The organism is Streptomyces sp. NBC_00328 (assembly GCF_036139655.1).
In the GTDB taxonomy this organism is placed as follows: Bacteria; Actinomycetota; Actinomycetes; order Streptomycetales; family Streptomycetaceae; genus Streptomyces.
Map to the genome: position 1 here is coordinate 9,410,715 of NZ_CP108013.1, position 12,281 is coordinate 9,422,995.

Annotated in this window: 11 protein-coding genes; 2 read left to right on the forward strand and 9 right to left on the reverse strand. The window is 69.4% G+C overall.

What is annotated here, in order from left to right:
- Positions 1 to 56: 56 nt before the first annotated feature.
- The 4 genes from ku to OG485_RS41410 form a co-directional block, all read right to left on the reverse strand.
- The gene (gene ku / locus OG485_RS41395) at positions 57 to 815 is read right to left on the reverse strand and encodes a non-homologous end joining protein Ku (protein ID WP_328674008.1); all 759 of its coding nucleotides are present in this window, start codon (positions 813 to 815) and stop codon (positions 57 to 59) included.
- 317 nt (positions 816 to 1,132) lie between these two features.
- The gene (locus OG485_RS41400; protein WP_328674009.1) at positions 1,133 to 1,984 is read right to left on the reverse strand and encodes an aldo/keto reductase; all 852 of its coding nucleotides are present in this window, start codon (positions 1,982 to 1,984) and stop codon (positions 1,133 to 1,135) included.
- A gap of 41 nt (positions 1,985 to 2,025) precedes the next feature.
- Positions 2,026 to 3,054 carry a zinc-binding dehydrogenase gene (locus OG485_RS41405; RefSeq protein ID WP_328674010.1) on the reverse strand — a complete coding sequence of 343 codons (1,029 nt, stop codon included), beginning with the start codon at positions 3,052 to 3,054 and terminating at the stop codon, positions 2,026 to 2,028.
- Positions 3,055 to 3,103: 49 nt separating this feature from the next.
- A complete protein-coding gene (locus OG485_RS41410; RefSeq protein WP_328674011.1) occupies positions 3,104 to 4,081 on the reverse strand; it encodes an aldo/keto reductase in 978 nt (325 codons plus the stop codon).
- 218 nt (positions 4,082 to 4,299) lie between these two features.
- Between OG485_RS41410 and OG485_RS41415 the strand changes: the two genes are divergently transcribed.
- Positions 4,300 to 5,214, forward strand: a complete 915-nt coding sequence (locus tag OG485_RS41415) for a helix-turn-helix transcriptional regulator (protein WP_328674012.1) — start codon at positions 4,300 to 4,302, stop codon at positions 5,212 to 5,214.
- An 88-nt stretch (positions 5,215 to 5,302) separates the two neighbouring features.
- Here the strand turns inward: OG485_RS41415 and OG485_RS41420 are convergent, their stop codons facing one another.
- The 3 genes from OG485_RS41420 to OG485_RS41430 all read right to left on the reverse strand — a co-directional run bounded on the left by OG485_RS41420 (position 5,303) and on the right by OG485_RS41430 (position 7,811).
- The gene (locus tag OG485_RS41420; protein ID WP_328674013.1) at positions 5,303 to 6,406 is read right to left on the reverse strand and encodes a S8 family peptidase; all 1,104 of its coding nucleotides are present in this window, start codon (positions 6,404 to 6,406) and stop codon (positions 5,303 to 5,305) included.
- Between the two features lie 158 nt (positions 6,407 to 6,564).
- Positions 6,565 to 6,870 (reverse strand): hypothetical protein, encoded by a 306-nt coding sequence (locus tag OG485_RS41425; protein WP_328674014.1) that lies wholly within the window; start codon positions 6,868 to 6,870, stop codon positions 6,565 to 6,567.
- A gap of 98 nt (positions 6,871 to 6,968) precedes the next feature.
- Positions 6,969 to 7,811 (reverse strand): NAD-dependent epimerase/dehydratase family protein, encoded by an 843-nt coding sequence (locus OG485_RS41430; RefSeq protein ID WP_328674839.1) that lies wholly within the window; start codon positions 7,809 to 7,811, stop codon positions 6,969 to 6,971.
- Positions 7,812 to 7,839: 28 nt separating this feature from the next.
- Between OG485_RS41430 and OG485_RS41435 the strand changes: the two genes are divergently transcribed.
- The gene (locus OG485_RS41435) at positions 7,840 to 9,141 is read left to right on the forward strand and encodes an RNA-guided endonuclease InsQ/TnpB family protein (protein WP_328674015.1); all 1,302 of its coding nucleotides are present in this window, start codon (positions 7,840 to 7,842) and stop codon (positions 9,139 to 9,141) included.
- Positions 9,142 to 9,497: 356 nt separating this feature from the next.
- Here OG485_RS41435 and metX read toward each other — a convergent pair whose 3' ends face one another.
- Entirely contained in the window at positions 9,498 to 10,670 is a 1,173-nt protein-coding gene (gene metX, locus OG485_RS41440; protein WP_328674840.1) for a homoserine O-acetyltransferase MetX, read from the reverse strand.
- A complete protein-coding gene (locus OG485_RS41445) occupies positions 10,667 to 12,028 on the reverse strand; it encodes a bifunctional o-acetylhomoserine/o-acetylserine sulfhydrylase (protein ID WP_328674016.1) in 1,362 nt (453 codons plus the stop codon). The genes metX and OG485_RS41445 overlap by 4 nt, the downstream gene beginning before the upstream one ends.
- Positions 12,029 to 12,281: the final 253 nt, after the last annotated feature.

A 12,281-nucleotide genomic window follows, 5' to 3' on the forward strand; every position in this document is an offset into this window, starting at 1 on the left:
CCGGCACCCCCGCTCCTCAGGCATGGGCCACGTGTCGGGCAGGCACCGGCCAGGTATCAGGCGCTGCGCCGCGGCTTTCGCGCCGCCGTCTTCTTGGCCGCGGCCTTCTTGGCCGTGGTCTTCTTCCTGGGCAGGTCCTGGACCGTGGCGTCGTCGCCCCGGGACTTGCGGGCCTTGGCCACGGATTCCTTGAGCGCGGCCATGAGATCGACGATCTGCCCCGGCGCCTCCTCGGGCTCCTCGGCCGCGGGCGGTTCGCGGTGCTCCCGTTTCGCTTCGATGAGCTGCTCCACCGCCTCGGTGTACCGGTCGGTGAACTCCTCACCTTCCAGGTCGTCCCGGGTCAGCCGGTCGATGAGCTGCTCCGCCTGGGCGATCTCCGCGTCGGTGAGCTCGACCTCGTCCGGTTTCAGTTCGGCGGGGTCGCGGATCTCGTCGGACCAGCGCATCGCGTGCAGGACGATGACGTCGTCGCGGACCCGGAGAAGGCCGAGGCGCTCGCGGCCGCTCCAGGCGTACTTCGCCACGGCCACCTTCGAGGAACGCTCCAGCGCCTTCCGCAGAAGCGTGTAGGGCTTGGCGGCCACCTTGCCGTCGGGCTGGAGGTAGTAGCCGTCGCCGATCTGGATCGGGTCGATGGAGTCCAGCGGCACGAACGCCTCGATCTCGCAGATCTTGCGGATCCGGACCCGGCCCATGTCCTCCAGGTGTACCTGGTGGAAGTGGATGCTGTGGTCCTCCCGGGCGTTGACCACGTGGATGGGCACGGTGACCGGGCCGAACGAGATGGCGCCGGACCAGACGGTTCGGGGCATGGAAGACCTCCGCGACAGACCCGGAGGACTTCAACTGTGGGATCTCGGATTCCGTGGCCACATCTCACGACCGATGGGCACCCGGTGGCCGATCGGCCGTAAACCTGAGACGGGCTGGTCGGCCTGTTCGCTCTTTCGAGTGCTCAGACGTGACGCAGATCTCCCATAGACAGTCTCCTAGCACCGCGCCTCGTCAGCCACCGGCCGCCATGGGGACAACGATCACCAGCCCAGACGTCACTCTCAGTGTTCGCTGGAAGGGACGAGTAACGGCCCTCTGCCCGGCCTGTCGCTCGACCCTCGAATGGACGCGCGGGTCAGACGTCCAGGCGGCGCTCGGCGAGCCAGGTGACGATCTCGGGGTCGTGGTGGTCGAAGAACAGCGAGCTGCCGGTGTCGAGCGTGGCGATCCGGGCCATCTGCTCACCGGTGAGCTGGAAGTCGAAGACGTCGATGTTCTCGGCCATCCGCTCAGCACGTACGGACTTCGGAATGGCGATGACTCCGCGCTGGGTCAGCCACCGCAGCACCACCTGGGCGACCGACTTGCCGTACTCCTCGCCGATCTCGGCGAGCAGCGGGTTGGTGAACAGGTCGTTCCTGCCTTCGGCGAAGCCGCCCCAGGACTGGATCTGCACCCCGTGCCCGCGCAGGAGTTCCTGGTAGCCAGCGCGCTGGAAGAAGGGGTGCGTCTCGATCTGGTTGACGGCCGGGGCGATCTCGTTGTTGACGATCAGGTCGATCAGGCGGTCGGGGTAGAAGTTGGCGACGCCGATCGCCTTGGCCGAGCCCTCGCGGTTGATGGCCTCCATGGCGCGCCACTGGCCGTAGACGTCGCCGAAGGGCTGGTGCATCAGATACAGGTCGAGGTAGTCCAGGCCCAGCTTGTTCAGGGACGTATCGAACGCGCGCTTGGTGTTGTCCTGCGCGGGGGCGTCCTGGACCCACAGCTTGGTGGTGACGAACAGGTCCTCACGGGGAATACCACTGGACTTGATGGCGCGGCCCACGGCTTCCTCGTTGCCATAGGCGGCGGCGGTGTCCAGCAGTCGGTAGCCGACGGCGAGCGCCTCGGAGACGGCGCGCTCGGTGTCCTCGGCGGGAATCTGATAGACGCCGAAGCCGAGGAGCGGCATCTCGACGGCGTTGTTGAGGGTGACGGTCTGCATGAGCGGAACATCCTTCGCGCTGTGCGGGTGGGAGCGGGTGGTCAGGGGCGGATGAGGGCCTTCAGGACCTGGCGGTCGGCCATGGTCCGGTAGGCATCCGGTGTCCGATCGAGGGTGAAGGTGTGATCGAAGACGCGGCCGGGGGCGATGGTGCCGTCCAGGACGTCGAGCAGCAGTTGCTCGACGTAGGCGCGTGCGGGGCTGGCGCCGCCGGCCAGGGTGATGTTGCGCATGAACTCGGCCGGGCCGATCGGACCCCGCTCGTACTGGGGGACTCCCAGGCGGCTGATGGTTCCGCCGTCCAGGACCGCACCGAGCGCGGTGTCGAGGGCCGGGCGGGTGCCGACGGCCTCGATCACCTTGTCCACGCCGCCGGTCAGCTCGCGGATACGTGCGATGCCCTCTTCCCCGCGCTCGGCGACCACATCGGTGGCGCCGAACTCGCGGCCCAAGTCGGTGCGGGTTTCGTGGCGGCCGGCGAGCACGATCCGTTCGGCGCCGAGCCGCTTGGCGGCGATGACGGCGCACAGGCCGACCGCGCCGTCGCCCACCACGAGCACCGCGTCGCCGTGGGTGACGCCGGCGGTGACGGCGCCGTGGTGGCCGGTGGTCATCACATCGGACAGCGCCAGCAAAGAGGGCAGCAGCGCGGAGTCGGCGGCCACCGGCAGCTGAACCACGGTGCCCTCGGCGTAGGGGACGCGGACGGCTTCGCCCTGCCCGCCGTCGACACCGTCGAATCCGTACCGGCCGCCGTTGCGGCACGAGATGTGCAGGCCCTTGGCGCAGTAGTCGCAGGTGTTGTCGCTGTACGTGAACGGAGCGACGACCAGGTCACCCGTCTTGAGGCGGGTCACGTCCGTGCCTATGTCCTCGACGACGCCGAGGAACTCATGGCCCATGGGGCGGCCGGTGTCGGTGGCGGGCATGGACGCGTAGGGCCACAGGTCGCTGCCGCACACGCAGGAGGCGACCACGCGGATCACCGCATCGGTCGGCTGGACGATCTTCGGGTCGGGCCGGTCCTCGACGCGGACGTCGCCGGCGCCGTACAACACTGCTGCACGCATGAGGGGTTGCTCCAAACAGGCGGTGGGCTGTGGTCGCGTCGAGGCGGCGTCAGCGTTCGAGCATCCTGGCCTGGGCCTCGGTGTGGGTGTCGCCAGCGGCGGGCGGCAGGCTGGAGAGCCTGTCGAGCTGCTCGGCGGTCAGGGTGACGGCGTCGGCGGCGGTGTTCTCCTCGACCCGGCTGACGCGCTTGGTGCCGGGGATCGGGGCGATGCCGTCGCCCTGGGCAAGCAGCCAGGACAGCGCCACCTGCCCGGGCGTGGCACCGGCCTCATCGGCCAGGGCCTTGACCTGGTCGGCGAGTACGAGGTTGCGCTGGAAGTTCTCGCCGGTGAAGCGGGGGTTGTCGCGGCGGAAATCGTTCTCGTCGAACTGGTCGGTGGAGCGGACGGTGCCGGTCAGGAAACCGCGGCCGAGCGGGGAGAACGGCACCAGGCCGATATTCAGCTCCCGCAGCACGGGCAGGATGCGCTCCTCGATACCGCGGGTGAACAGGGAGTATTCGGACTGGACCGCAGTCACCGGCTGGACCGCGTGGGCGCGGCGGATCGTGTCCGGGCCGGCCTCCGAGAGCCCGAAAGCGCGCACCTTGCCCTCGGCGATCAGCTCTCCGACAGCACCGGCGGTTTCCTCGATCGGCGTGTTCGGGTCGACCCGGTGCTGGTAGTACAGGTCGATGTGGTCGGTGCCGAGCCGCTTCAGGGAGCCCTCGACCGCGGTGCGGATGTTGGCCGGGCTGGAGTCCAGATTCCAGGCGCCCTCTCCGCCGTGCGAGACCAGTCCGAACTTCGTGGCCAACACCACCTGGTTCCGCCGACCCTTGAGCGCCCGTCCAAGCAGTTCCTCGTTCGTGTAGGGGCCGTAGATCTCGGCCGTGTCGATGAGCGTGACGCCCAGCTCCAGCGCCCGGTGCACGGTCCTGATCGACTCCGCGTCGTCGGTGCCGGAGCCGGTGTAGCCATGGGACATGCCCATCGCGCCCAGCCCGATCCGGGAAACCTCCAGGTCACGCAGCTTGATGTACCGCATCTCGCCCTCTTCGCATCGTGGTGTCGCCCGACATCTCATGGTCGTCCGGGCCGACAGGCTGTGCCCGCGTCGACCACTCGCGTCATTCGGGGTGTCGGCGTCTTACCCCTTCACCTTGGCCCGGATCGCGCCGGTGTGGCAGGGCGTGCTCTTCGGGGGTAATGACAGGGCCCCCTTCCCGGCTGCACGGCGGATGCGCGGCGCGTGAAACTGGAGTCATGGCATCCCAGAACGCGCACAGCGAGGGCGCCGAGCTGGGCCGCTACCTGCGTGCCCGCCGGACCCAGACCAGCCCCGAGCACGCCGGCCTGACCGTCGGCGCCGGCATCCGCCGCACTCCCGGCCTGCGCCGCGAGGAGCTGGCCACCCTTGCCGGCATCAGCATCGACTACTACGTACGCCTAGAACGTGGCAGGGAGACCCGCCCCAGCCCCGCCGTCCTCGACTCCCTCGCCCGCGCGTTGCGCATGGACGATCAGGAGCACCAGCACCTGCGCGAGCTCGCCGCCCGGGCCGCCCGCTACGTCGCAGAACCACCGCCCGCACCCAGCCGCACCGTTCGCCCGCATCTCAAACTGCTGCTCGAGTCGCTGCGCCCAAACCCGGCGTACGTCATCAGCCGCAGCATGGAACTGCTCGCCTGGAACCCCGGCGGCCTCGCCCTGTACGCGGGCCTGGACGACTGGTCCGTTAAGCACCGCAACCTCGCCCGCTACCTGTTCCTGCACCCGGCGGCCCGCGACCTGTTCCCCGACTGGGACCGGCAGATCACCGCCTGCGTCGCCCGCCTGCGCGCCGTCGCGGGCACCGCCCCCGACGCCCCCGACCTCACCAACCTCGTTGGTGAACTCCTCCTCAAAAGCCCCGACTTCGCCGGACTGTGGGAACGCTACGAGGTCACCGGACGCAAACCCGCCCACAAGACGTTCCGGCACCCCCAGGTCGGCACGCTCACCCTCACGTCTCAGTCGTTGCACGTGGAAGGGACCCCCGGCCAGCGCATCGGCGTCTACACCGCTGAACCCGGCAGCCCCGACCACGACGCCGTGCTCCTCCTCGACATGACCGCACCACGGCCTGCGGAACGACCTGCTCCCGCTCCAAGAACCACTGGAACGACCACTGGAACGTAGTCGAAGTCCTCATACCCCTGAGGGAAATGCCACGCTCCTGGGACAGCGCTGCCAGGCCACGGCGTGAGACGGGCGACGGAAATACCGGTCAGAGGCCGCCCGCGTTGAGCAGCCTGTTGGGAGTGTCGGAGCGCACGCCACGGACGACACCGCGGGTGGCCGTGTGGTCGAGCCAGACGTGAACCTCGTGAGCCGTGGCGTGGGGGTGTGCCGACAGATACAGCGCGATCACGCCGGTCGCGTGCGGTGCGGCCCAGGACGTCGCGCCGTCGTTCTCCGTGGTCGTACCGCCGCCGGCGAGGGCGGCGGTCACCTTCTGGCCGGGGGCGTACAGGTCCACGCACCGTCCGTAGCCCGATCCGTAGGAACCGCTGTCGGTCCACGCGCGGTCGTTCGAGGTGGAGGCCGCCACGACGATCGTGCCGGGTACACCGGCCGGAGAGTGCTTGCAGGCGTCGTCGTGGAAGTTGCCGGCCGACACCACCGTCGGGATCCCCGCGTCGACCATCTTCTTCACGGCGGACTCCAGAGCCGTCGACCGGTGGTCGAGGTTGAGCGACATGTTCACCACCGCGGGCTTCTGCGCGTGCGCGGTGACCCACTTGACCGACTTCACCAGGGCCGCTTCCGCCGCCGCGGGGGAGCCGCCGCCCTCGCTCTCGCACACGATGCCCTGGACCCGTACGAGCTCCGCCTTGGGGGCCACCCCGTACTTCGCCCCGCCGATGACGCCCGCGACGAACGTGCCGTGGCCGGTGCCTGCCTCGCTGAAGCAGTCACCGGAGTCCTTCGGGCCCACGAAGTCGGCGCCGAGACGGGCGCGTCCGCCGAACTCCTTGTGGGCGATGTCCATTCCGGTGTCGATCACATAGACGTGAACGCCCTTGCCCGTGGCCGTGGTGGTGAACTTCCCGTTGAGCGGCCGCGACCGCTGGTCGAGAATGTCGAGATTCCACGGCACCTGCCGAGTCGTGGCCCTCGCCGCGGCCGGCCCGGTCCCGGACGACGTCCCCACGGTGCCGTGCGACGTCGGCGCCCAGCCGGAGGACGCCTTGTCCCCGAAGGGCGTCACGGCCGCCCCCTCCTTGCGCGAGGAGGGCGTCCCGCCTGCCGCCGCGCCGGCGTCCCCGCCGCAGGCGGAGGCCCCGAACACCGTTGCCATGGCCACCACCAGGAGACCAGCCTTCGTCACGTTCCGCGTCACAACTTCCCCCATGTCCCCGCCACGTACACAGTCAGCGCACAAGACGACCACAGCGGGCGGGCGGTTCCGGCGGGGCGTGGGACGGGTCCGTCCCGTGCCCGCGGCCGATCCCGGAGTGCGCGGCCTCCCGGGTCGTGACGTGACGCCTACCAGTAGGTACGCGTGACCTTGTCGGGCAGCCGCCCCTGCCGCTCCGCCTCCCGGAGGATCGCCGATGCGACGATCAGGAACGCACGGCGGAGTGCCGGGTCCGGGTCGGGGTACTCCACGTTCCCGACGTTCTTGTCGAGGATCATCCCGCCGAGGGATGTTCCCTCCGGCGTGCAGGCGCGGGCGACCGATGCCTCCGGATCGATCAGGACGTTCCCGGTGGCGCCCTCAATGGTTTCCCACGCGTAGACGGATCCCGCTTCGAAAGAAAGGATCCTCCTGCACGCCATTGATGCTGTCACGGCAATGTCCACCAGTTCGCTCGTGCCAGAGATTTGATCGCCTGAATTCTATGACGTCCGCTGCGGGCGCCGTCTTGCCGCGCGGCCTCGCGGGCCGCTCATGGGCTCTGCCCGTCGGCGGCATCGCGCAGCAGTTGCCGGACTCCGCGAACAGGGCGGTATCCGAAGGCGTTCTCCGCGGCGGTCGGGTCGTAGACCCGGTCCAGACGGTCCGGTACACGCCATCCCCGGTCGCGGAATGCCTCGAAGACGTCCGGAGCCCGGCCGGCGAGGACCGCGCCCGCGTCATGGTGAAGGGCGAGGCAGTCCTCTCGACGAAACGGGTGCGGCCCGGAGATGTTGAACCTGCCGGTCACCGAGGAGTGCGTCACGGCCAGCACCCCCGCCGCCGCGACGTCGGCCACGTCGACCGCCCGGTGCAGCAGGTGGCGGGCCCGTACGGGCAGCGGCTCGGGAAAGCATCGCGCTATGCGCAGCGTGACCGAGGAAACGCCGCAGGCGGCGACCAGGTCCTCGGCGGCCAGTTTGGTCTCGTCGTAGATGTCCCGGGGAAGCGGCATGAGCCGCTCGTCCACCCAGACCGCGCGGTCGGTGGGTACCAGGGCGTGTCCGTAGACACTCGTGCTGCTGATGTAGAGGACACGCCGTACGTCGAACCGGGCGGCGTCGTCGAGCAGTTCTGCGGTCACACCCACCTCGTTTCCTTGCAGGGTGCCCCGGTCTTCAGGTCGGGTGTGAATGCGAGCCCTGTGGAGCCAGGGCAGGGGCAGAGGAATCGCCGTCAGGGTGATTCGTCGTCGCCCTGACGGCGTCGAGGGCGATCTCGAGTAGGTGCAGGATCTCGGCGTTGAGGGGCCGCCGGTCGGCGGCCGCTTGAGCGGTGGGCCGGGTGTGGAGTTCTTCGGGGATGTGAAGCGTGAATGTGAGCATTCCGCTGTTATGGCGTTATTGCGTCACTACGGTGACGGCGTGGCGAAGTTCCGTATGTACCCCACGTGCGCGCAGGAGCAGCAGATGTTGCTGCACTGCGCGCATGCCCGGTACGTGTGGAACCTGGCGGTCGAACAGCATGCGCACTGGCGCAGGTGGCGCAGGTCGGCGCCCGGTTTCGCCGAGCAGTGTCGCCAGCTCACCGAGGCCCGGCGCGACAATGAGTGGCTCGGTGCTGGGAACGCGGACGTGCAGCAACAGGCGCTGAAGGACTTCGCTACAGCGAAGAACGCCCGCTTCATGTCCGGGTTCGGTGAGCCGACCTGGCGCAAGAAGTACCGGCATGAGGGCTTCCGGGTCATCGGCACCGACCGCGTGGCGGAGTTGACCGAGGACGGCTCGCCGAAGCTCAACGCGAAGACCGGCAAGCAGGTCATGGGCCGCTCGGTGGTGGTGCGCAAGCTCAACCGCCGGTGGGCTCGGGTGAAGGTGCCCGGCTGTGGCTGGGTCCGGTTCCGGCCCAGCCGCAACGGCAAGGGCTCTGAACTGCCGAAGGCGAAGACGTTCCGTGTTACCTGCCGCAACGGCCGGTGGCACATCGCGTTCGCCGTCATCCCCGCCCCCATCGAGGCGCCCGGCACGGGCGAGATCATCGGTATCGACCGGGGCGTGAAGATCACGGCCGCTCTCTCCGACGGGCGGAAGTTGAACTGCCCGCAGCTCACCGTGAAGGAACGCGCGCAGGTCCGTAAACACCAGCGGCGTGCCGCACGTGCCCCGAAGGCAAGCGAGCAGAAGACCGCCGAGTACGCCAAGGTGGCCAGGCTCAAAGCGCGTGAGGCCGACCGGCGCAAGGACTGGTGCGAGAAGACCTCGACGATGCTGGCCCGCAGCTACGCCCTGGTGCGGTTCGAGAAGCTGAACATCAAGAACATGACCCGCTCGGCCAGGGGAACCACCGAGCAGCCCGGCAAGCAGGTCAGGCAGAAGGCCGGGCTGAACCGGGCGATCCTGGCTCAGGGCTGGGGCCTGCTCCGCCGGCGTACCGGGCACAAGGCCCCGGGCCGGGTCGAAGACGTCCCCGCCCCCTACACCAGTCTGCGCTGCAGTGCCTGCGGTTGGATCGACAAGAACTCGCGCAAGAGCCAAGCCGAGTTCGTCTGCTCCTTCTGCGGCTTCACCTGCAACGCGGACACCAACACAGCCATCAACGTCGCGGCAGGACAGGGCGGGATCCCCCGCCCCCGGCGCTCAGCCGGTGCCGGAGGGACGACACCGCCCGAACAGCGGTCGAGCGTCCGTGAACCCCAACCCAGCCGGGTTGGAATCCCCCTCGTTTAAGAGGGGGAGGATGTCAAATTCACGGCGCGGAACTCCTCATCGGCCACGCGCCCGACGTGCGGGGCGTGGAGCGCGGCGGCACTTGTCCAAGGTCCGGGCACTCGGTCCAGGCCTCGGACCACCCAGCCGGCCGCGTCGAAAGCCGCTGCCAGAGCCGATCCGACCCGGCCCGAACTTCCGGTGACCGCAACCACCCCGGCAGGGTCTCTTTTGCTCCGCTCCGAGCGCACCTGCTGATTCTGTCACTCACTCACTCACTCACTCGCGCGCGGACGCGATCTGAGCAGGCTGTCCACCGCGGACCGGGCCGCTTCTCGCACACCTCGCGCACCCTCGCCGAACCAGTCGACGAACCGTCAGATCCGTTCCCGATCGGCGCGTTCCGGGGGAAGGAGTTCACCCACGAGTGCTGCTACCTGTTCCACCTCGATGAGGAAGCCGTCGTGGCCGTAGGGGGATTCGATCAGCCGGAGACCGTCAGCCGTGGAGATGCCTCCCGCCAGTTCCGCCTGCTGGGCCGGTGGGTAGAGGCGGTCGGAGCCGACTCCGGCCACGAGGGTGCGCGCGGTCACCCGCCGCAGAGCGGCGCGCACCCCACCACGGCCCCGGCCGATGTCGTGGCTGTTCATGGCCTCGGACAGCACGACGTAGCTGCCCGCGTCGAAGCGCCTCACCAGCTTGGCCGCGTGGTGGCCGAGGTAGGACTCGACCTGGTACCGGCCGCCGTTCCAGGGGTCCTCCGCGCCCTGGGGCGTACGTCCGAAGCGGACATGGAGTTCCGGCTCGCTGCGGTAGGTGACATGGGCGATCCGTCGGGCCAGGCCAAGACCTGTGTGGGGGCCACGGCCGGTGTCGTGGTAGTTGCCTTCGAGCCAGTCCCGGTCGGAGCGGATGGCACGCAGCTGGATGTCGGCCCAGGCGATCTGCTCGGCACTCGCCGAGGAGCTCGTGGCGAGCAGCAGGAGCGCACCGGTTCGTTCGGGATACGACACGGCCCATTCCAGAGCCCGCATCCCGCCCATCGAACCGCCGACCACCAGCGCCCAGCGGTCGATGCCGAGCATGCCGGCCAGGCCGGCCTCGGCCGCCACCTGGTCACGTTGCGTCAGAAAGGGAAAGTCACCGCCCCAGCGGCGTCCGCCCGGCGTGAGGGACGAGGGCCCGGTACTGCCTTGGCAGCCTCCGAGGACGTTCGGGGCCACGACGAACCAGCGGTCCGGGTCCAGGGCCCGCCCCTGTCCGACGAGCCCGTCCCACCAGCCGGGGGTGGGGTGCCCGGGTCCTGCCGGTCCGGCGACGTGACTGTCCCCGGTGAGCGCGTGCAGGACGAGGACGGCGTTGGAGGCGTCCGGCGCGAGTCGTCCCCACGTCTCGAACGCCAGCCGCACACCCGGCAGTTCGCCGCCCGCCTCCAGCGGAAGGGGCTGCTCGCGGCGGTACCACCGGCGACGCCCCGGCGGGTCCCCCTCCCGCCAGGCACCGGTGGCCGGCGGGAGAGGTTCCTGATGAGGTGTCAGTACGGTGTTCAGGACGCGCCCTTGGCCGCGCGGAAGCCTGCCTCCAGGTCCGCCTTGAGGTCGGCGAGGTTCTCGATGCCGACCGACAGACGCACCAGACCCGGTGAGGCGCCGGTCGCGGCGAGCTGCTCGTCGTTCAGCTGACTGTGGGTGGTGGACGCCGGGTGGATGATCAGGCTGCGTACGTCGCCGATGTTGGCGAGATGGCTGAACAGTTCGACAGCGTCCACGAACCGCTTGCCCGCCTCCACCCCGTCCCGCAGCTCGAAGGAGACCACGGCACCGGCGCCGCGCGGCAGATACCTCCGGCCCGCCTCGTACCACTTGCTGGACTCGAGCCCCGGGTAGTGGACCGCGGCCACCTCGTCGCGCTGCTCCAGCCATTCGGCGAGTGCCTGGGCGTTCGCCGAGTGCCGTTCGATGCGCAGGCTCAGTGTCTCCACGCCCTGCAGCAGCAGGAACGAGGAGTGCGGGGAGAGCGCAGGGCCGAGGTCGCGCAACAGCTGCACCCGAAGCTTGACCGCGAAGGCACCCGGGCCGAGGGCCGGCCAGTACCGCAGTCCGTGATAGCTCGGGTCCGGCTCGGTGAAGTCCGGGAACCGCTCGGCGTGCGCGCCGAAGTCGAAGGTTCCCCCGTCGACGACCACACCCGCGATGGTCGTGCCGTGCCCGCCCAGGAACTTGGTGGCCGAGTGGACGACGATGTCCGCACCGTGCTCAAGGGGCCGCAGCAGATACGGAGTCGGGACGGTGTTGTCCACGATCAGCGGTACACCCTCGGCATGTGCGACGTCCGCGACCGCCCGTACGTCCAGCACGTTGCCGCGCGGGTTGCCCAGCGTCTCAGCGAACAGCGCCTTGGTGTTCGGCCGGATCGCCGCCCGCCATGCCTCGACGTCGTCGGGGTCGTCGACGAACGACACGTCGATACCGAACTTGGGGAGCGTGTGCCGGAAGAGGTTGTACGTACCGCCGTACAGCGACGTACTGGAGACGATGTGATCGCCCGCACTCGCGAGCGTCAGGATCGCCAGTGTCTCCGCCGCCTGCCCGGAGGAGAGCGCGACGGCCGCGACACCGCCTTCCAGCGCGGCGATCCGCTGCTCGAAGACGTCCTGGGTGGGGTTGTGGATGCGGGTGTAGATGTTGCCCGGTTCGGCCAGCGAGAAGAGATCGGCCGCGTGCTGGGTGTCCCGGAACACGAACGACGTCGTCTGGTAGATCGGCGTCGCCCGGGCGCCGGTCGTCGGGTCGGGCGTGGCTCCGGCGTGGATCTGCTTGGTCTCGAAGGACCATGCCGAGGTGTCAGGTCCGGCGGGTGCGTCCTCGGGGGTGTGGCCGGCGGTGACGGAGTCGATGGGCTGGCTCATGGTGCTGCTCCCTGTACGGAGGGTGAGAACGGGAAGGCGTGAGGGACCCACGGCGCCGTGGACGCGCGAGGGACCGACGGTGCCGTGGACGTGTGAAGGACCCGCGGCGCTTCGGACCACTGCCGGTACGGCGGCGGCGGTCAGCGCTGGGCGGTGAAGAAGAGGCTGGTCAGAAGCCGGAGCGCGATGTCAGCTCGCGGCGCGACAACCAGTGGTGGTGACACGCACGTAATCGACGTGGCGGCGGGTCACG

Coding starts and splice junctions, on each gene's coding strand:
- OG485_RS41405 (WP_328674010.1), bottom strand. CDS start 3,054: ATGCGTGCAGCAGTGTTGTACGGCGCCGGCGACGTCCGCGTCGAGGAC.
- ku (WP_328674008.1), bottom strand. CDS start 815: ATGCCCCGAACCGTCTGGTCCGGCGCCATCTCGTTCGGCCCGGTCACC.
- OG485_RS41415 (WP_328674012.1), top strand. CDS start 4,300: ATGGCATCCCAGAACGCGCACAGCGAGGGCGCCGAGCTGGGCCGCTAC.
- OG485_RS41410 (WP_328674011.1), bottom strand. CDS start 4,081: ATGCGGTACATCAAGCTGCGTGACCTGGAGGTTTCCCGGATCGGGCTG.
- OG485_RS41400 (WP_328674009.1), bottom strand. CDS start 1,984: ATGCAGACCGTCACCCTCAACAACGCCGTCGAGATGCCGCTCCTCGGC.
- OG485_RS41445 (WP_328674016.1), bottom strand. CDS start 12,028: ATGAGCCAGCCCATCGACTCCGTCACCGCCGGCCACACCCCCGAGGAC.